Source organism: Mongoliitalea daihaiensis (genome assembly GCF_021596945.1).
Classification (GTDB): Bacteria; Bacteroidota; Bacteroidia; order Cytophagales; family Cyclobacteriaceae; genus Mongoliitalea; species Mongoliitalea daihaiensis.
This window is the reverse complement of the sequence record NZ_CP063779.1, coordinates 1,577,175-1,594,504: the sequence shown is the minus strand read 5'-3', so window position 1 is coordinate 1,594,504 and position 17,330 is coordinate 1,577,175. Positions and strand designations below refer to the sequence as shown.

Sequence of the window (17,330 nt, the reverse complement as noted above, 5' to 3'; positions counted from 1 at the left end):
TATATAGTTGTCATAAATAAATTGAATGTATTCTATGAAAATCGGAATAGTCTGCTACCCTACTTTTGGAGGCAGTGGTGTGGTTGCAACAGAGTTGGGTAAGGCATTGGCCAAAGAAGGACATGAAATACACTTCATTACCTACAGTCAGCCTACCCGATTGGATTTTTTCAGTGAAAATCTTTTTTACCATGAAGTAGATATCAAAAGCTATCCTCTATTTGAGCATGCACCCTACGAACTGGCATTGGCTAGTAAGATGGTCAATGTGGTCAAATATGAGCACTTAGATCTCTTGCATGTTCATTATGCAATCCCACATGCATCAGCTGCCTACATGGCAAAACAAATTTTAAAAACAGAGGGCATCAATATTCCAGTAGTGACAACTTTGCATGGTACAGATATAACACTCGTAGGCAAAGACCCAAGCTATGAACCGGTAGTCACCTTTAGTATCAATCAATCTGACGGCGTGACAGCAGTATCTGAGGACTTGAGAAAAGCTACCTACGAACTCTTCCCTGTGAAAAATCATATTGAAGTTATCCCAAATTTTATTGATCTCAACCGCTTTAAAAAGCAAAAGAAAGAGCATTTCAAACGGGCAATCTGTCCTCATGGAGAAAAATTAATCGTTCACACATCCAACTTCAGAAAAGTCAAGCGGGTGGAAGACGTCATTATGGTATTCTTTGAATTGAGAAAACAAATGCCTGTCAAGCTCTTATTGGTCGGCGATGGCCCAGAAAGGGACCGAATGGAACGACTTTGCAGGGACTTAGGGACCTGTGATGATATCCGATTCTTAGGGAAATTGGAAGCTGTCGAAGAAGTATTGTCAGTAGCCGATCTGTTTCTGATGCCTTCCGAAAAAGAAAGCTTTGGATTGGCAGCATTGGAAGCCTTGGCCTGCGAAGTCCCGATCTTAACCTCCAATGCAGGAGGAATTCCTGAGTTGAATGTAGATGGAGTAACAGGCTTTGTTTGCAATGTGGGAGATATACATGGGATGACTGAAAAAGCAAAAGAGATTTTGGCAGATGAAAATCTACCGCGATTCAAGCATCATGCCTTGCTACGAGCCAAAGAATTTGATGTAACCAACATCCTACCTAAATACGTTTCATTCTATGAGCAAACCATAGAAAAATCAAAAGATTTATTCTTGCAAAACTCATAGCATAAGAAACTTAGGCTCAGTTTTTGAACAAGTTTCTGAAATTGTAGTTTAATTTTGTGCAAAAAATAACTAACCAACGGAGTTGTTCTTATTTAACCAACTGAGAATACAATAAAACTAGTTACCATGGCTACCTTAAAAAAGATTGGAAGATTGGACCGTCCGGATAATAACGGGTCAGCACAGATGTTTAGGAACCCTGTACTGGAAAAATTATCCAGAACTCACATTAGCATTCCTATTACTATGTTTTTAGTGATTTCGGCAGTTTCCTTCTATTATGCAGTATCAAGTACAAGCATTTCTTTAGGTTTGGGAATCTTGATTTTCCTCCTTGGATTGATTGCATTTACCTTGGTCGAATATGTGATGCACAAACATTTTTTTCATATGGAACCCGATACGCCATCCAAAGATAAGTTGCAGTATACGGTCCACGGAGTGCACCATGATTATCCAAAAGATAAAGATAGATTGGCCATGCCTCCTTTCATCAGTGCCGCATATGCTTTGATCTTTTATGGTGCATTTACATTCATGATGGGAGACTATGCATTGTATTTCCTTCCAGGTTTTTTAGTAGGTTATGCAGCATATTTGGGAGTACACTATGCAGTACATGCCTATCAGCCTCCTAAAAATTTTCTGAAAATTCTTTGGGTCAATCATGCCGTACACCATTACAAGGATCCAGATGTCGCTTTTGGTGTCAGTTCACCCCTATGGGATTTCCTACTAGGTACCATGCCTAAGAAAGATAAATAAGAGAAGGGGGAAATTCCCCTTTTTTTATGAAGGTCCTTTTCAATGAGCAAAATATAAATTACAATGCAAAGAGTTTCGATCATTGGCTTTGGTTGGCTTGGCCTTCCACTAGGTAAATATCTCCAAAGCATTGGCTATTCTGTCAAAGGAAGTGCCACCAGCAAAGAAAAAGTTGATAAACTTAGGCAAGAGGGGCTTACCACTTATCTATTCAACCTGAATCCTCACCCTACAGGGGAAGGCTTCAACGAGCTGTTTCAAACCGATATTCTTTTTATCAACATCCCTCCACGGACGAGGCAGTTACCGGCTACCTTTCATCCCGAGCAGATAAAATACCTTCGGGCTTTGATCGATCAGTATGGCATCAAACAGGTAGTGTACGTATCGGCTACATCAGTTTATCCTGATACCAACCAGGTTTGGCAGGAGTCAGACCCACTCAATTCCACCAATACCGGGAATTTAAGCCTTTACCAGGCAGAGCAGCTTTTGCTAGACGATAAGCAATGTGACTTGACCATCATCCGATTTGGAGGTCTATTGGGTGTCAACAGGATTCCAGGCAGGTATTTTTCAGGAAAAGAACAGGTACAAGGGGACAGCCCTGTCAATTATATCCATCGGGAAGATGCAGTTGGTCTAGCTGCTTTTATTCTGGAGCAAAGTATCTGGAATGAGCTTATCAACGGCGTATGTCCAATCCATCCCCTTCGCAAAGAAGTATACGAAAAAAATGCAGCCGACCTAGGTTTTCTTCCACCAGCATCTTATGCACAGGTCCAGGAACCTTGGAAAGAAATTTCAGCAGCAAAGATTGTCAGCTTAGGATATCAGTTTAAAATCCCTAATCCTTTGGATTTTTGGTATGAGGGATAAACGTATACTTTTCTTTAGGTAAAAGCAATGCACCACAAAATTCACCCCTTCTTAATTCCTTAATGGTTACCCCACCCACAAACAAAAAAAGACGCTTTTCCAAAAGCGTCTTTTTTCTTTAACATCGGTAAGTCTTACTGCTGAGGTCTCTCAGGTAGGGTGATACCCAATTTGGCAATAACCAATTCAGTAAATTGGTCTTCGTCTCTTGTGTACAACAATACAGGTGCATTGCCAGCTGTTTCAGAGAAAATATGTGTGTAATTGTTTTCGGCAGCCACTGCATTGATAGCGTTGAACACTTTCTGCTGTACTGGCTCTAGCAATTCCTGCAATTTTCTTTGGTAAGATACCTGAGCATCTTGCTCAAATTTCTGCAATTCCTGCTCTTGTCTCTGTAGTTCTGCTCTACGCTGATTCATCGCATCTTCAGCCATGGTAGGAGCTGCTTGCTGAAAAGCTTGGACTTTTCTTTGAAAGTCAGCGATTTTAGTCTGAATATTGGTCTGCAACTGTGCCTGATAATCTTGCAAATCAGCACCAATCTGTTCCATTTCTGGCATTAAATCAATCAGTAACTCTACATTGGTATAGCCAATCTTTAGGTCCTGCTGAGCCTGAGCTACAAATCCTACGCAAAACAAAGCGATTGCGGAAAGGATAACTTTAACTTTCATCATTTTTGTTTCTATTTAATTAATTTTTAATTCCTAATTCTTCCAATACAAACTCAGAGTAATCATGTCTCGGGTCTGTGTATATCATCTGTAAGGGCCCAGAAGCTTTGTCAAACAACACTGCCAAACTATATCGCTTACATACACGATCAATCGCATCAAATATTTTGGACTGCAATGGCTGCATCAATTCTAACTGCTTTTGATAATATTGCCCGCTCAATCCAAATATTCGATTATTGAATGCTTGGGATTCTTTTTCTTTTTCCCGAATTGCCAGCATCCGATCTTGATACATATCCTCAGTCAAGAGAACTTCCTCCGCTTTGAGACTGGCATACATTTCTTTGATCCCCTGTTCCAAAGATTGTGCCTGTTTTGTCCACTCAGATCTTAAAGATTCTAACTCATTCTGAATCAGCTTATAATCTGGATGTTTATTGAGCAAAAACTCAGTATCAACATAGCCAAATTTTTGCGCATAGCTCACTTGCGTAAGCAGTATGCTGAATAAGCACAAAAATAAGAATTTAACTGAGCTTTTCATGATTATCTAAATTGCTGACCAATCGTGAAGTGGAATTGCGGTCCAGATGGCGTAATTGCTCCAGGAATTGGATCAAATCCATATCCCCAATCCAGTCCAAGTAGACCAAAAGCAGGCATAAATATCCTAGCACCAAATCCCGCAGACTTTTTAAGGTTGAAAGGATTAAAATCTGCATAGTCTCCCCAGTTATTACCAGCCTCAGCAAAACCAAGTAAGAAGATGGTAGCTGAAGGGTTGGGAGATACTAAGAAACGAAGTTCCATTACGTGTTTGTTGTATACAATACCACCAAAAGCACCCCCTTGACCTCTATTATCCCTACCTGGTGTGATAGTTTGATTTTCATATCCACGGAGACCGATGATCTCTTGACCCAATGCAAAGTTATTGAAGTTCATACCATCTCCCCCCATCACAAATCGTTCCAAAGGAATAATACCAATTCTGTCGCCGTATGAACCCAAGAAGCCCATGTGTGTACGACCAGATATTACAAACTTGTTAGATCCAAAAACAGGCGTGTAAAAGGTCGCATCAAACATCCATTTATGATACTCCAACCATCTAAATCGCTCCTCATCTGGAGATTCTCGATCAATATTTGGATTGAGCGAAGAGTATGGGGGAGTTACAGATGTTACCAAAGAAATATTAGAACCAAATCTTGGGTAAATCGGGTTATCGATATTATTCCTAGCTATAGTCGTATTTAGAGCCAAACTATTTGCTTTACCTGTATTATAGCTCAGCCCAAAGAAATTACCAAAATTTAAGAAATCATATATTTGGAACTGCAAGGCCGTACTAAACATAAAGTAATCATCAGGCCAAGTAACACGTTTGGATAGCCCTAATGTAGCTCCCGTAATTTTGAAAAAGCCAACCTCTTGCCCTGGATTTTGCTGATTGAAGAAATCAACTTGTCGCTGTACAGAATGATTAAAACTGAAACTTAATGCATTTGGCTTTTTCCCACCAAACCAAGGTTCCGTTAAGGAAATTGAATAGTTTTGAAACTGTCGCCCATTTGCCTGTACTCGTAAAGAAAGTCGTTGTCCATCTCCTACAGGAAGTGGTCTCCATTTCTCAAAATTACCAATATTTCGTAAGGAGAAGTTATTAAATACCAACCCCACAGTTCCCACAAATCCAAAGAAACCACCCCAACCACCGGAAAGCTCGATTTGGTCATTGGGACGCTCTTCCAATTTGAAGATAATATCCACCGTAGCGTCCTCAAAGTTTGGACGCATATCTGGTTCAATATTCTCTGGATCAAAGTATCCTAATTGGGACAATTCACGGATGGTACGTACCAAGGCACTTCTGTTGAATTTCTGACCTGGAAGAATCCGGATTTCACGCATCACCACGTGATCGGAAGTACGCTCATTCCCTTGAATGGTTACGGAATTTACGGTTACCTGAGGACCTTCAAACACCCTCATCTCAATATCTATGGAATCCGCTTCCACCATCACCTCTACTGGATCGATCTGGAAAAACAAATATCCATTATCTTGATACAAGGAACTCACATCATCCCCTTTTTGAGGATCATAATTGAGTCGTTTGTCCAACTTTTCTTTGTTGTATACATCCCCTTTTTCGATCCCTAATCTAGACAATAATTCCTGATCAGTATGCAGGTAATTTCCAACGAAATTAATGTTTCGGTAGTAGTACTTAGCACCTTCTTCTAGAGAAATGTCAACATTGATCGTGTTTTCTGAAAAACGGTAAGTAGAGTCTGCCAGAATGGTGGCATCCCTATACCCTCGGGAGTTATAAAAGGCAATTAATTTGTCTTTATCTTCTTTAAATTCTTTAGCTACGTATTTGGAGGAGTTGAAAAAGTTCAATTTCATCGTTTTGTTGAAGTAAGATTTTACTTCTTCGTCAGAAACTATATTCCGATAAACGATCGCATCCTTGGCGGACGCCGGCGTAGTATTGGTAATTCTTGACCAAAAATCCCTTACCAAATGCATACGGGCATGTTCTTTGGTGTTTTTCAGCTTGCCTTTGATCTTTTTATCACTGACTTCTTCATTCCCATAGACATTGACTTGATTAATTTTAACCTTAGATTTGGTGTCTACATCAAATTTCAATTTAACAGAATTAGGTAAGGTGGTATCTCGCTCTTGAATGACCTTAACATCTGTATTTAAAAATCCTTTATCCACAAAATACTGACGGATATTTCGCTGGGAAGTACTCAAGACATCATCTCGAACCACTCTTCCCCTAATTTTAATTTTATCCTTTAATTCTGACTCCTGGGTTTTGGTAACACCAGTAAATTCAACTCGGCTGAATCGAGGGCGCTCACTTAGCTCTAACAATAAAAAAATATCATCTCCTTCAATTTTGGTTACCAGCAACTTTACATCTCCGATAATCCCCTGCCCCCATAATTTTTTTAAGGCATTGGATGTTGCCTCACCCGGAACCGAAATCACATCATCCACCCTCAGACCTGCTAAGGAAATAATCGCCGTCTCATCCAAGGTAGTCAATCCAACTGCTTTGATCTCTGCTATCCTGAATTTTTGAGGCTTCGAATAATTTAATTCTAAAATATCCACAGGGCGTGAGGGGGTATAGCGACTCTGTCCAAGCCTCACTTGAGCTTGTGCTACCCCTACCACTAACAGTAGAAAAATAACTAGTGTAATCTTTTTCATCAACCTTTTCCTTTTATCTGAGCTCCGGTTTTACCGAATCTTCTTTCTCTTTTTTGGTAATCCAAAATGGCTTCCCATAAATGCTCTTTTCGGAAGTCAGGCCATAAGGTCTCTGTAAAATACAGTTCCGTATAAGCCAGCTGCCATAAAAGAAAATTACTTATGCGTAATTCTCCACTTGTTCGAATCAACAACTCCGGATCCGGGACCTTACCCGTGGTAAGATGCACAGAAATGAGCTCTTGTGTAATCTCTTCTACGTTTATTTCTTGATTGACTACTTTTTTGACAATTGATTGGACTGCTTGTTGTATTTCCCATCGACCACTGTAACTCAAAGCCAAAAACACCGTTAGACCAGTATTGGACTTGGTAAGTTCATATGCTTCGTGAAGTTTTCTCTGTGCGCTTTCAGGAAGTGATTCTATATTTCCGATGGAAGATAAAATGATGTTGTTTTTCATCATTGTTGGTACTTCATCTGTAATGGAATTGATCAAGATTTCCATCAAAGCATTGACCTCTTCCTGTGGCCTAGACCAATTTTCAGTTGAGAATGCGTAAAGAGTTAAGTACTTCACATCCAGTTCAACACAGGATTCAATACTTTCTCTAACGGCTGTCAGCGCATTTCTATGTCCAAAAATCCTCATGGCGCCTTTTTTCTGAGCCCAACGCCCATTACCGTCCATGATGATTGCTATATGTTGAGGGATATTATGCCTATCTATCTGTTCCTTCATTCCTGATGCTGAAATCGCATTTTGTCTTTTGGAGGTACAAAAATGCTATTTCTTTTTCAATAATCTACGTGATTGGGTAATTAATTAATAGGCATAACACTTAACAGAACTAAAACTATAGCTTATCGTGAGTCCTAAAAAATAATACCAATCTTTATCGCTGTAATTTGCAGCATTGTATCCAAACACCTGTGGATCGGGAATATTGGGGTTTTCGAAGCGAGGGATAACCAGCTGATTCGCTTCTATTTTATCCAAACGATCCGTAAAGCTAGCCCTAAATCCCAGTTCAGCTGCTAAAATCCAGCGGTCGTTCAACCGATACTTTATTCCCAAGCCAAAGGGAATAATTGGTGTCGATGTATTATACCGCTCAGGTGCTTCCAAAGCAAAAGAACGCCCCTCACCTGCATAATAAGCAAACCCCAGTCCGAAGAAGCCATAGGGAGAGAAGTTAAACTGTGCCTGTGGATGCATAAAATCCAAGAAATGGTACTCCATGACCACAGTAGCTTCCCACACATTTCCCTTAAAATATGCATCCCTGTATACTGCCGCTGGATCTAAGCGGGTAATACTATCTGCCCCACTGATGCGTGCGAAAGAAAGCCCTCCCCTGAGCGACCATACATTGTCAAAATTTCGTCTGCCAATAAACGTCCCTTGAAGTCCCACTCTTCCCTGATCTAATCTTCTGACCATCTCCCCGGAATAGGCTGCTACACCTAGCCCACCCCCCAAATCATATTGTTGAGCTTGTGTCGCATGCGGGTTTAACCACATACAGAAGGATAAGAAGCCAGAAACAACTAGCGTAAGAAAAGCTTTTACGTTCAAGACAGTGCAATTTATGAAGTACTCAACGATATAAAAACCCTTTCTATTGCTTACAGGGTTAATTTTTGTTAAGAACAGGTGTTAAGAAAACTTAATTAAGCGACCGAATTTACTATTTTCTCTCGGTCTTCTCCCAAAAGAAAAAGGAAAGTTTTTTCAATTACGCATATCAAAACCCCAATTTAACTTTTGCCTAAGCGTATCAAAATAGCCATAGGAATGAAACTTGACTAATTTGGCGGAAAAATGCGCTTTTCTAAGCTTTAGTTGATAACTCGCATCTACAGCAGTAGATCTAGAATCTAATGAAACCAAAAACTTCTCCGATCTACCCTCAATAGTAAAGGTAATTTCAGAATCATCCGGTACAATAATTGGTCTGACGTTTAAGTTGTGAGGACTCACTGGGGTGATGACAAAGTTCTTAGCACCAGGTGTAATCAAAGGTCCTCCGCAACTTAAGGAATACCCTGTGGAGCCTGTCGGTGTCGCCACAATCAGCCCGTCCGCCCAATAGCTGTTGAGGTATTGCCCATTGATGTATGTATGGACAGTAATCATGGAGGAAGTGTCGCGCTTATGGATGGTGAATTCATTTAATCCAAAATTCAACCCATTGAGTAAAGGCCGATTGGACTCAATGCATACCAAGGTTCTGCTTTCAATGGTGTAGTGACCTAGTGCTAAATCTTGAATAGCTTGTTCCAAATTCTCTTTGGCGACTGTAGCTAAAAAACCTAATCTTCCTGTATTGATTCCAATTATGGGGATTTCCAAAGCCCCTATCAAACTTACCGTGTCCAGTAGAGTGCCATCACCTCCAACAGAAACAGCAAAATCAATTCCACTTAACTCTGAAGAACTAACTACGATAGTATTGGGAGCCTGTTTTACTGCATGCTTTTTTAAAGACTTGGAAAAGCTTTCGGTAAAGTACACCGTGAATTGGTGACTTTGTAAGGTCACGATCAACTGCTCTACATAAGGAAGAAACTCCTTGGTAAACCCAATCCCGTGAAGGAGAATTTTCATGAAAGAAAAGTTTAAATATCCAAAAACCGGAATAAGTTATCAATACGATCTTGATCTTCACTAACCCCTGCCTCTTCCTGATAATGATCTAAGACATGGTAACCAAATCGCTCCAAGGTCGCTTTTACATGCCTAAGTTCTGTTTTGTCCAGTTTTAATGTTAATTTAATTTTGTTATCATCTAAAGGATCACTCGCAATGAAACTACTCAGGATTTTTGCATTTTCAGACTCTATAATCCTTGAAATTTCGGACATACTATAGTCTGTCATCAACATGGATAAGACAATAACAGCACCATTTGATTGAATACTCAAACTATCTGCAAAGGCAGTAATCGCATCCTCCATGGTGATCACACCAAGGTATTCATTTGTTTTATCCAAAACAGCTACCATGTTCGTATGAAACTCAGCAGCAGTACGGATCACATCGTAAATATGCTTGTCCAAATAAACGAAGCAGCCCTGATTTTCCAACTCAAGCGATTCGAAAGTTAATTCTGGCTGATTTAAATTGTAAATCTGCTCATCTGAAATCAGTCCTTTAAAAAATTTACCCTGTATTACAGGCAGGCTATTGGTTCGAATCTCTTCCATCCATAGCAAAGCCTTCCCCGTTTGATCGGTTACTTTCAAAGGTGGAATAAGATTATTGATGTATTCAAATGCCTGCATGACCTAAATATATGGATTGCTATCGAATATAAAAACGAAGTCAAGCCACTCCTTGTTCATTTTAACTGTTTTTTTTAGAATCTTTGGCTTAAAGGCAAACTTTTTCGGCTGTAAAAAGACCCGTTAGTTCCAAGAAATTTTCAATAATTTCTTCCCCATATTCTGTCAAAACAGCTTCCGGATGATACTGAATCCCTATAATCGGCAGGGATTGATGTGCAAGCCCCATAAGCACTCCAGATTTTGTTAGCAACAGGGGTTTCAGACAGGACGGTAAATTAATCAATTCCAAGGAATGATAGCGCGTCACTTCAAACTGATCTGGTAAGTCCAATAAGATCGGATGTTCATTTTTCTTATACACTGTATGAACTTTACCATGAATGGGCATTTGCCCCTTTATTAAACTAGCACCAAAAAACTGTCCTATAGCCTGATGGCCCAAGCAAATACCTAAAACTGGCAATTGATCATGATAATATTCCAAAATCCCCATCAAATTGCCTGCCTTGTCGGGAGTCTCTGGACCAGGTGATAAAATCAATGCCTCCCATCTATGCTGCTTCAACTCCTCTAAAGACACATCATTGCGGTAAATCTTGATCTCTACGCCGAAGCGTAAGAAATAATCTGCCAACATATGGGAAAACGAATCGAAATTATCAATTAATAATACCATCTGTGGCTGATTTTACTAGTTCTTGTATAAGTGTGATGGTTTCCTGTATGAAGGGCACATACTGGTCAATCCAGCGAATAAATACAGGAGCCAATGGTTCTATGTAAGCATACAAGGCTGAATTTTCCTGCCATTCTAGTAGAAAGCCAAATTCAAAGGAAACTGTAACCCAAATAAATAAGCTGATGATAAAAGCGCTTTTGATCAATCCGAGTACAGCGCCCGCTATGCTATCAAAGGAACCTAGTAAGGTCAAGTCGATTGTCTTTTTGATCAAAAAACCCAATCCCCTGATCAGGAGGATTACTCCTAAAAAAATTAGGATGAAAGCCACGAAGGGCAGCATGAATGATAGATTTTCTACCCGCTGAGCCAAGACTGTGGCTCCCCAGCCCATCAGCTGAAAAGCCACAACCAAAGCAAAAATAAAGGCCACAATTGACAAGATGCTTATGAAAAAGCCTTGCTTATAGCCAGTAAAAGCGCCAATACCTAGCAAACAGCATACTATGATATCCAATGTAGCCAAGCGTTTAGCTCAATAATTCTTTGACTTTCTGAGAAATCGCTTTACCGTCAGCCTTTCCTGCCAATGATTTGGTGGCTACACCCATAACTTTACCCATATCCTTCGGGCCTTCCGCTCCCACCGATGCAATGATGGATTTCAATTCAGCTTCCAATTCTTCTGCTGTCAGTTGCTTCGGGAGAAATTCAGAAATAATTTCCAATTCAGCCATTTCGACCACGTACAAATCTTCTCTATTTTGCTCTTTATAGATATCTGCTGAATCCTTGCGCTGCTTTGCTGCTTTGGTCAATAGCTTCATTTCATCATCCTCCGAAAGACCATCCCCTGCACCCGCCTTGGTTTCTTCCAATAAAATCAAAGACTTGATAGCTCTTAGGGCTCTCAATCTATCTTTATCTTTGGCCAACATCGCCTTTTTTATCTCACTTTCTACACTCGCCTTTAAACTCATTGTCTTGTTGTTTGTATTATAGGTGTAAATTTGTAACACAAAAATATCTGATTATTCACGAAATGACTAAGCTAAGTGTAAATATTAACAAAATAGCGACCATTCGAAATGCGAGAGGGGCCAATAACCCCAATATAGTGCAAGTAGCTAAAGATGCAGAACGATTCGGTGCGGAAGGAATTACGGTTCATCCTAGGCCCGATGAACGACATATTCGCTATCAGGATGTGTTGGATCTAGCCCCAGTGGTGACGACTGAATTCAACATCGAAGGCTACCCAGATGAGCGTTTTATGGAAATTATTCGGACAATCAAACCTGCACAGGCTACCCTAGTTCCCGACCCTCCTCATGTACTAACATCCAATAATGGCTGGGATACGATTACCCATCAAAGCTTACTAATAGATATTGTAGCTGAACTCAAAAGCTACGGCACCCGGGTATCTATCTTCATCAATCCTGAAGCAAAATACTTTGAACCCGCTAAATTGACAGGTACAGACCGGGTGGAGTTATACACTGAGCCTTATGCAGTCCAATTCCATAATGACCGTGCCTTGGCAGTCAAACCTTATGTAGAAGTGGCACATATTGCTCAAGAACTAGGATTAGGCTTGAATGCCGGCCATGATTTGGATCTACATAACTTGAGGTACTTGAAGGAATGCATTCCTTTTCTTGATGAGGTTTCAATCGGGCATGCCCTGATTTGCGATGCCTTGTACTATGGGCTTGAAAACACCATACAAATGTACCGAAGGCAATTAGAGATTTGATTTTAGAAAATCCTCAGATTGATTGGTTGATCCAAAAGAAGCCTTTAACTTAGGCAGATCTTTAACCTCAAACACCATGTCCCCAAAAATTAAGCGAACATTTAAAATTTCTGCTTGGATTTTGGGGACCTTATTTTTCACCACTTCCTTACTCATTACCCGAGTGGACAGAAGTGACTACAAAGAATCTGACTATTATCGAAATACCCTTCAGCAAATTGCGGTGATGGATATGCCGGAAAGTAAAGGGAAGGTTTGGCTAGCTTCATGGGGACAGTCAAACATCACTCCTTCAAAACCGCTAGATTTACTGGGGTACAAGCCTCGAGGCCCCTACGAGTTTGTACAAGATAGCAGCTTCGTCAAAGCACTCCTGATAAGTAACGGAATACGGACAGTCTTATTCCTGAACTATGAGTTCATGATCATTCACCCCTCTTTTCAGGAAACAATTCTCAACGGAATTGCTGATGCCCAACTACCCATTGACTATACTTTTTTCACGGCCACTCATACCCATGCAGGCTTGGGTGGGCATATTCCAGGTATAATGGGAAAGTTAGCCTTTGGCGGCTACCATGAGAATTTTGTACAGGATGTGCAAACAAAAACCATAGATGCAATTCACGAATCGCTAGCTTCCCTGGATACGGCAGATCTATTCTTCCAAAAATCCAAAACACTTGGATTAGTGGCCAACCGTCTGATTGAAGGAGACAGCATAGATCCTTATGCACGGCAACTAATCATCCGTAGAAAAGACGGCTTGAATGCCACACTTCTTACGTATAGTGCTCACCCTACCATCGTAGATCGGAAATTTATGGGCTTATCCGGCGACTACCCTTCAGTGTTAACCAAAGAGTTGGAAGGAAAACAATATGATTTCGCTTTATTCGCCGCTGGAATGGTGGGTTCTCACAAACCAATAGCAGATGGCCAAGATACCACTTCAGTCCAAATCTATGCAGCTGAGTTAAGCCGCCAAATCAGCGGAAGCATGCATGCCTTCAGTACCAATAAAGATCCAAGTATTTCAACAGCGTTGGTTCCCATAGAACTCAGAAAGGCTCATTACCGCATCAGTCAACATATTCGCCTTCGACCTTGGATATTTAATTCACTTTTTGGCCCGACCAATCCTCATTTTGACGTGGTCAAACTTGGGAACACCTTGTTTATCAGTTCAAGTGGGGAAATTTCCGGTGTTTTTATGAAGGCATGGGAGGATTACGCCAAGTCAAAGAAACTTAACTTGATCATGACAAGTTTTAATGGAGGCTATATAGGATACATAACACCGGATGAATATTACGATTTACCAAAATATGAAGTACGAGACATGAATTGGTATGGCCCTCAAAATGGGGCTTATTTCGATGAAATGATCCATGCCATTATAGATAAAGCATCAAAATAATAACAGCAACCAAGGCAGTGAAAAAGATACTTCCATGACTCTTCTGGCATCTCCATGAGATTTTCCATTTTTTAGTTGCGTATAATGGACCACTGCTATCAACAATAAAATCCCTAGATAAATTTTAAAATACGAAAACGCAAGCACTAGGGATATCAGCAATACACCTATGGTAAAATTAAGCATGTTGAAACAAAGTCTCTCATGCATTCGGCTGTCCAATGAGCCACTAATGGAGGCAAACGCATGTAGCTGATCATACCTTCGGTCAAAATAGCTCAAAATCAACAAATTGATAAGTGCGAGTAAAAAGTAGAGAAATGCAAGCAATAGCTGCATGGGCTCTGGAAATTCATTTGATAAAAGTAATGGCGCAAATGCAATTCCAACTATGTAAAAGAAAGCCGTCATCAATTCTTTGAGGAAACTGACTTTCTTTCTTTTGAAATAAAGCAATACATACCAAACGGCAATCCCAGCAGCTAAAAATAGGGCGGGTATAAGTATGGGATATACGGAAGGACTCAAAATAACCAGCAAGAGTGCAGAAGGCAGCGCAAAGATTAATCCCAAGACGATTACTTTTCTATATTTTCGATGAAACTCATGTCTCAAAGAGAGCGCGGCATTGGACCTGTTGGAAGCATCCAAAAGATGGTCTGTAGTGTAAATCGACCATACGGCAATACCCAATAATATGTAAAACTCTATTCCTACAATGACTTCAAATAAACGCTGAAAAAAATACATCCCTCCCATTGCACCAAGAACAACGTCTAGAGATAGCACATTGGTAAAAGACCATATACGAAACCAAAGCGTTTGTTTCATGAAGTAAAAGTAAGAGCTCAAAAAACAAAAAACCACTCGAAAGTGGTCTTTTGTTTGGGTTGTATTGTTTGTATATGATCAACTTCCTTCCAAGGCATTTGCACCTGCAACGATCTCCAAAATCTCGTTGGTAATGGCCGCTTGACGGGTTCTGTTATACATCAATTTCAATTCTTTGAGTAACTCCCCAGCATTTTCAGTGGCTTTATCCATCGATGTCATTCGAGCACCGTGTTCAGAGGCATTACTATCCAATACCGCCTTATAGAATTGTGTTTTTAAAGCAACTGGCACAAGTTCTTCGATCACATATTCCTTGGTTGGCTCTAGGATATAATCTATGGACATGGAACCTTTTGATTCAAGAGAGGCACCTTCCATGGGAAGAAACTGCTCTACCTGGATTTCCTGTGTAGCTACGTTTCTAAAGTGGTTATATACCAAAACGACTTTGTCGTACTCACCTGAAATGAATGAATCCATCGCATAGGTAGCAATGTCTCGAACTTTATCATAGCTTAAATCCATGAATACTTCGTAGTAATCACCGATGACGTGAAAGCCTCTTTTAGAGAAAAACTCGAAAGATTTTTTACCTAAAGGTAGAATAGTCACCTGAGCATTTGAATATTTCGTATGAATCGTGTTGGTAGTACTCTTCAGTACGTTGGTATTGAACGCACCGCAAAGGCCTTTGTCCGAGGTCATAGGCACAATCAAAACGCGCTCTACAGGTCTTTGTTCTGCGTAGGCAATTTGCAATTCACCTCCCATAGCGGCGACCACATCATTGAGAATGGTCGTCAATTTTTGGGAATATGGTCGCATTTTTAGGATTCTATCCTGAGCTCTCCTCAACTTGGCAGCCGCCACCATTTTCATAGCTTTGGTGATTTGCTGGGTAGAGGTTACTGAAGTTATCCGTTGTTTTACTTCCTTTAAGTTAGCCATAGGGTGCTCTTGTCAGAAAAGATAGAATTTAGGGGAGGCGATGAAGCCTCCCTTAAGAAAATTTATTTTTTAGCAAATTTTGTAGACAAATCCTTCGCTGCAGCTTCTAGGATTTTACCAGCCTCATCAATCTTATTTTTCAAGATCAATTCCAATGCCTCATGATGATTACTCTTCAAAAGGTTGTAGAATTCTTTTTCAAACTGACGTGCACTTTCTACCGGTACATTATCGATATATCCTTTGGTAGATACATAGATGATCGCTACTTGCAATTCTACAGCTACTGGAGAGTACTGAGGTTGCTTCAAGATCTCTTGGTTTCTTCTACCTCTTTCGATAGTTCTTTTGGTGGATGCATCCAAATCAGAACCAAACTTTGAAAACGCTTCCAATTCACGGAACTGAGCTTGATCCAATTTCAATGTACCAGCTACCTTTTTCATGGATTTGATCTGCGCATTACCTCCTACTCGAGATACAGAGATACCCACGTTGATCGCTGGACGAATACCAGAGTTAAACAAGTTGGTCTCCAAGAAAATCTGACCATCCGTAATCGAAATTACGTTGGTTGGGATATACGCCGAAACGTCACCTGCTTGTGTTTCGATAATTGGAAGAGCTGTCAAAGAACCACCACCTTTTACCAAAGGTCTCAAGGATTCAGGCAAATCATTCATCTGGCTTGCAATAGCATCCGATGCATTGATTTTAGCGGCTCTTTCCAATAGTCTAGAGTGCAAGTAGAATACATCACCTGGATATGCTTCACGTCCTGGAGGTCTTCTCAACAACAAGGAAACTTCACGGTAAGCAACTGCTTGCTTAGAAAGATCATCATAGATAACCAAGGCAGGACGTCCAGTATCACGGAAAAATTCACCGATACAAGCACCTGTAAATGGCGCAAAGAATTGCATAGGTGCTGGATCTGATGCAGCAGCCGAAACTACTACTGAATAAGGAAGGGCACCACCTTTTTCCAAGGCAGAAACAATACCTGCTACTATAGAGGCTTTTTGACCAATCGCTACATAAATACAGAATACGGGCTCACCTTTTTCGTAATATTCTTTTTGATTCAAGATAGTATCAATAGCCACAGCAGTCTTACCTGTCTGACGGTCACCGATAATCAATTCACGCTGACCTCTACCGATTGGAATCATAGAGTCAATCGCTTTGATACCTGTTTGAAGAGGCTCAGTTACTGGCTGTCTGTAAATTACACCAGGAGCTTTTCTTTCCAAAGGCATTTCATACAATTCTCCCTGAATTGGGCCTTTACCATCAATTGGATTACCCAAGGTATTAACTACACGACCAAGCATACCTTCACCTACTTTGATGGAAGCAATTTGCTTAGTTCTTTTGACGTTGTCACCTTCTCTCACGAGTTTGGAATCTCCAAAAAGTACAGCTCCTACATTGTCTTCCTCAAGGTTAAGAACCATTGCTCTCAAGCCATTATCAAACTCAAGCAATTCACCTGCCTGAGCTTTGGAAAGTCCATAGATACGGGCAACACCGTCACCTACCTGGAGTACGGTACCCACTTCTTCAAGTTCAGCCTCAGTTTTGACATTGGAGAGCTGCTCTCTCAAAATCGCTGAAACCTCATCAGGTCTAACTTGTGCCATTATATTTTGAA

The 17,330-nt window shown here is 40.5% G+C and carries 18 protein-coding genes; 5 read left to right on the top strand and 13 right to left on the bottom strand.

Translation table 11 applies throughout. The features are described 5' to 3' along the window. Positions 1-34 precede the first annotated feature (34 nt). The 3 genes from bshA to IPZ59_RS06715 all read left to right on the top strand — a co-directional run bounded on the left by bshA (position 35) and on the right by IPZ59_RS06715 (position 2,827). Entirely contained in the window at positions 35-1,183 is a 1,149-nt protein-coding gene (gene bshA, locus IPZ59_RS06725; RefSeq protein WP_236139112.1) for an N-acetyl-alpha-D-glucosaminyl L-malate synthase BshA, read from the top strand. Between the two features lie 126 nt (positions 1,184-1,309). Further along, a complete protein-coding gene (locus IPZ59_RS06720; RefSeq protein ID WP_236139111.1) occupies positions 1,310-1,948 on the top strand; it encodes a sterol desaturase family protein in 639 nt (212 codons plus the stop codon). Between the two features lie 63 nt (positions 1,949-2,011). Then, positions 2,012-2,827, top strand: coding sequence for a Rossmann-fold NAD(P)-binding domain-containing protein (locus IPZ59_RS06715; protein ID WP_236139110.1), 816 nt, complete (start codon positions 2,012-2,014; stop codon positions 2,825-2,827). Between the two features lie 134 nt (positions 2,828-2,961). On the opposite strand, the gene IPZ59_RS06710 is transcribed toward IPZ59_RS06715, so the two are convergent. The 10 genes from IPZ59_RS06710 to IPZ59_RS06665 form a co-directional block, all read right to left on the bottom strand. Continuing rightward, on the bottom strand, positions 2,962-3,507 hold the full coding sequence (locus tag IPZ59_RS06710; protein ID WP_236139109.1) for an OmpH family outer membrane protein: 546 nt from the start codon (positions 3,505-3,507) through the stop codon (positions 2,962-2,964). Between the two features lie 16 nt (positions 3,508-3,523). Beyond that, complete coding sequence (locus IPZ59_RS06705) at positions 3,524-4,051, bottom strand: OmpH family outer membrane protein (protein ID WP_236139108.1); 528 nt, start codon at positions 4,049-4,051, stop codon at positions 3,524-3,526. A gap of 2 nt (positions 4,052-4,053) precedes the next feature. Further along, positions 4,054-6,744: a BamA/OMP85 family outer membrane protein gene (locus tag IPZ59_RS06700; protein WP_236139107.1), complete on the bottom strand. Its 2,691-nt coding sequence runs from the start codon at positions 6,742-6,744 to the stop codon at positions 4,054-4,056. After that, on the bottom strand, positions 6,744-7,487 hold the full coding sequence (locus tag IPZ59_RS06695; RefSeq protein ID WP_236139106.1) for an isoprenyl transferase: 744 nt from the start codon (positions 7,485-7,487) through the stop codon (positions 6,744-6,746). Before IPZ59_RS06695 ends, IPZ59_RS06700 begins: the two co-directional genes overlap by 1 nt. Before the next feature lie 84 nt (positions 7,488-7,571). Further along, a complete protein-coding gene (gene porG, locus IPZ59_RS06690; RefSeq protein WP_236139105.1) occupies positions 7,572-8,324 on the bottom strand; it encodes a type IX secretion system protein PorG in 753 nt (250 codons plus the stop codon). A 156-nt stretch (positions 8,325-8,480) separates the two neighbouring features. Then, positions 8,481-9,356 carry an NAD kinase gene (locus tag IPZ59_RS06685; protein ID WP_236139104.1) on the bottom strand — a complete coding sequence of 292 codons (876 nt, stop codon included), beginning with the start codon at positions 9,354-9,356 and terminating at the stop codon, positions 8,481-8,483. Between the two features lie 11 nt (positions 9,357-9,367). Then, positions 9,368-10,033: a CBS domain-containing protein gene (locus IPZ59_RS06680; RefSeq protein WP_236139103.1), complete on the bottom strand. Its 666-nt coding sequence runs from the start codon at positions 10,031-10,033 to the stop codon at positions 9,368-9,370. A gap of 88 nt (positions 10,034-10,121) precedes the next feature. Further along, positions 10,122-10,712 (bottom strand): anthranilate synthase component II, encoded by a 591-nt coding sequence (locus tag IPZ59_RS06675; protein WP_236139102.1) that lies wholly within the window; start codon positions 10,710-10,712, stop codon positions 10,122-10,124. Further along, the gene (locus IPZ59_RS06670) at positions 10,696-11,241 is read right to left on the bottom strand and encodes a CvpA family protein (RefSeq protein ID WP_236139101.1); all 546 of its coding nucleotides are present in this window, start codon (positions 11,239-11,241) and stop codon (positions 10,696-10,698) included. The genes IPZ59_RS06675 and IPZ59_RS06670 overlap by 17 nt, the downstream gene beginning before the upstream one ends. 4 nt (positions 11,242-11,245) lie before the next feature. Further along, positions 11,246-11,695: a GatB/YqeY domain-containing protein gene (locus IPZ59_RS06665; RefSeq protein ID WP_236139100.1), complete on the bottom strand. Its 450-nt coding sequence runs from the start codon at positions 11,693-11,695 to the stop codon at positions 11,246-11,248. Between the two features lie 62 nt (positions 11,696-11,757). Between IPZ59_RS06665 and IPZ59_RS06660 the strand changes: the two genes are divergently transcribed. Together IPZ59_RS06660 and IPZ59_RS06655 are read left to right on the top strand one after the other, a co-directional pair. Then, positions 11,758-12,474: a pyridoxine 5'-phosphate synthase gene (locus IPZ59_RS06660; RefSeq protein ID WP_236139099.1), complete on the top strand. Its 717-nt coding sequence runs from the start codon at positions 11,758-11,760 to the stop codon at positions 12,472-12,474. 76 nt (positions 12,475-12,550) lie between these two features. After that, positions 12,551-13,894 (top strand): alkaline ceramidase, encoded by a 1,344-nt coding sequence (locus IPZ59_RS06655; RefSeq protein WP_236139098.1) that lies wholly within the window; start codon positions 12,551-12,553, stop codon positions 13,892-13,894. On the opposite strand, the gene IPZ59_RS06650 is transcribed toward IPZ59_RS06655, so the two are convergent. The 3 genes from IPZ59_RS06650 to atpA all read right to left on the bottom strand — a co-directional run bounded on the left by IPZ59_RS06650 (position 13,886) and on the right by atpA (position 17,319). After that, a complete protein-coding gene (locus tag IPZ59_RS06650) occupies positions 13,886-14,725 on the bottom strand; it encodes a hypothetical protein (protein ID WP_236139097.1) in 840 nt (279 codons plus the stop codon). The two genes, IPZ59_RS06655 and IPZ59_RS06650, sit on opposite strands and share 9 nt — an antisense overlap. 78 nt (positions 14,726-14,803) lie before the next feature. Further along, positions 14,804-15,676: an ATP synthase F1 subunit gamma gene (gene atpG, locus IPZ59_RS06645; protein ID WP_236139096.1), complete on the bottom strand. Its 873-nt coding sequence runs from the start codon at positions 15,674-15,676 to the stop codon at positions 14,804-14,806. Positions 15,677-15,738: 62 nt separating this feature from the next. Further along, the gene (gene atpA, locus IPZ59_RS06640) at positions 15,739-17,319 is read right to left on the bottom strand and encodes a F0F1 ATP synthase subunit alpha (RefSeq protein ID WP_236139095.1); all 1,581 of its coding nucleotides are present in this window, start codon (positions 17,317-17,319) and stop codon (positions 15,739-15,741) included. Between the last annotated feature and the right edge of the window lie 11 nt (positions 17,320-17,330).

Excerpts from the sequence above, each read along its gene's own strand:
- bshA (WP_236139112.1), top strand. The coding sequence starts at position 35 with ATGAAAATCGGAATAGTCTGCTACCCTACTTTTGGAGGCAGTGGTGTG.
- IPZ59_RS06720 (WP_236139111.1), top strand. The coding sequence starts at position 1,310 with ATGGCTACCTTAAAAAAGATTGGAAGATTGGACCGTCCGGATAATAAC.
- IPZ59_RS06715 (WP_236139110.1), top strand. The coding sequence starts at position 2,012 with ATGCAAAGAGTTTCGATCATTGGCTTTGGTTGGCTTGGCCTTCCACTA.
- IPZ59_RS06710 (WP_236139109.1), bottom strand. The coding sequence starts at position 3,507 with ATGATGAAAGTTAAAGTTATCCTTTCCGCAATCGCTTTGTTTTGCGTA.
- IPZ59_RS06705 (WP_236139108.1), bottom strand. The coding sequence starts at position 4,051 with ATGAAAAGCTCAGTTAAATTCTTATTTTTGTGCTTATTCAGCATACTG.
- IPZ59_RS06700 (WP_236139107.1), bottom strand. The coding sequence starts at position 6,744 with ATGAAAAAGATTACACTAGTTATTTTTCTACTGTTAGTGGTAGGGGTA.
- IPZ59_RS06695 (WP_236139106.1), bottom strand. The coding sequence starts at position 7,487 with ATGAAGGAACAGATAGATAGGCATAATATCCCTCAACATATAGCAATC.
- IPZ59_RS06685 (WP_236139104.1), bottom strand. The coding sequence starts at position 9,356 with ATGAAAATTCTCCTTCACGGGATTGGGTTTACCAAGGAGTTTCTTCCT.
- IPZ59_RS06680 (WP_236139103.1), bottom strand. The coding sequence starts at position 10,033 with ATGCAGGCATTTGAATACATCAATAATCTTATTCCACCTTTGAAAGTA.
- IPZ59_RS06675 (WP_236139102.1), bottom strand. The coding sequence starts at position 10,712 with ATGGTATTATTAATTGATAATTTCGATTCGTTTTCCCATATGTTGGCA.
- IPZ59_RS06665 (WP_236139100.1), bottom strand. The coding sequence starts at position 11,695 with ATGAGTTTAAAGGCGAGTGTAGAAAGTGAGATAAAAAAGGCGATGTTG.
- IPZ59_RS06660 (WP_236139099.1), top strand. The coding sequence starts at position 11,758 with ATGACTAAGCTAAGTGTAAATATTAACAAAATAGCGACCATTCGAAAT.
- IPZ59_RS06655 (WP_236139098.1), top strand. The coding sequence starts at position 12,551 with ATGTCCCCAAAAATTAAGCGAACATTTAAAATTTCTGCTTGGATTTTG.
- IPZ59_RS06650 (WP_236139097.1), bottom strand. The coding sequence starts at position 14,725 with ATGAAACAAACGCTTTGGTTTCGTATATGGTCTTTTACCAATGTGCTA.
- atpG (WP_236139096.1), bottom strand. The coding sequence starts at position 15,676 with ATGGCTAACTTAAAGGAAGTAAAACAACGGATAACTTCAGTAACCTCT.
- atpA (WP_236139095.1), bottom strand. The coding sequence starts at position 17,319 with ATGGCACAAGTTAGACCTGATGAGGTTTCAGCGATTTTGAGAGAGCAG.